The sequence below is a fragment of the Streptomyces sp. SID13726 genome, from assembly GCF_010548375.1.
GTDB lineage: Bacteria > Actinomycetota > Actinomycetes > Streptomycetales > Streptomycetaceae > Streptomyces.
This window is the reverse complement of sequence record NZ_JAAGLY010000595.1, coordinates 1-416: the sequence shown is the minus strand read 5'-3', so window position 1 is coordinate 416 and position 416 is coordinate 1. Positions and strand designations below refer to the sequence as shown.

The window sequence follows — 416 nt, the reverse complement described above, 5'->3', positions numbered from 1 at the left end:
CAACGAGATCGCCCTCAACATCCTCCTCGCCTCGCTGACCATCGTCTTCCTGCTCGCCGTGGTCACCCTCCAGCCCTTCGCGATCTACGCGGGCGCCAAGCAGTCCATGATCGTGCTGACCGCGCTGCTGGTCTGCCTGATCCCGACCACGATCGGCGCGCTCCTCTCGGCCATCGGCATCGCCGGCATGGACCGGCTCGTCCAGCGCAACGTCCTCGCGATGAGCGGTCGTGCGGTGGAAGCCGCCGGTGACGTCTCCACACTGCTGCTCGACAAGACCGGCACCATCACCCTCGGCAACCGCCAGGCCGCCGAGTTCGTCCCCGTCAAGGGCACGACGGAAGCCGAACTGGCCGACGCCGCCCAGCTGTCGTCCCTCGCGGACGAGACGCCCGAGGGCCGCTCCATCGTGGTCC

Annotated in this window: 1 pseudogene; it reads left to right on the top strand. The window is 68.8% G+C overall.

The annotated features are described in order from the left end of the window. Nucleotides 1–416: pseudogene (locus G3I78_RS49300) on the top strand (potassium-transporting ATPase subunit B); the annotation flags it as partial.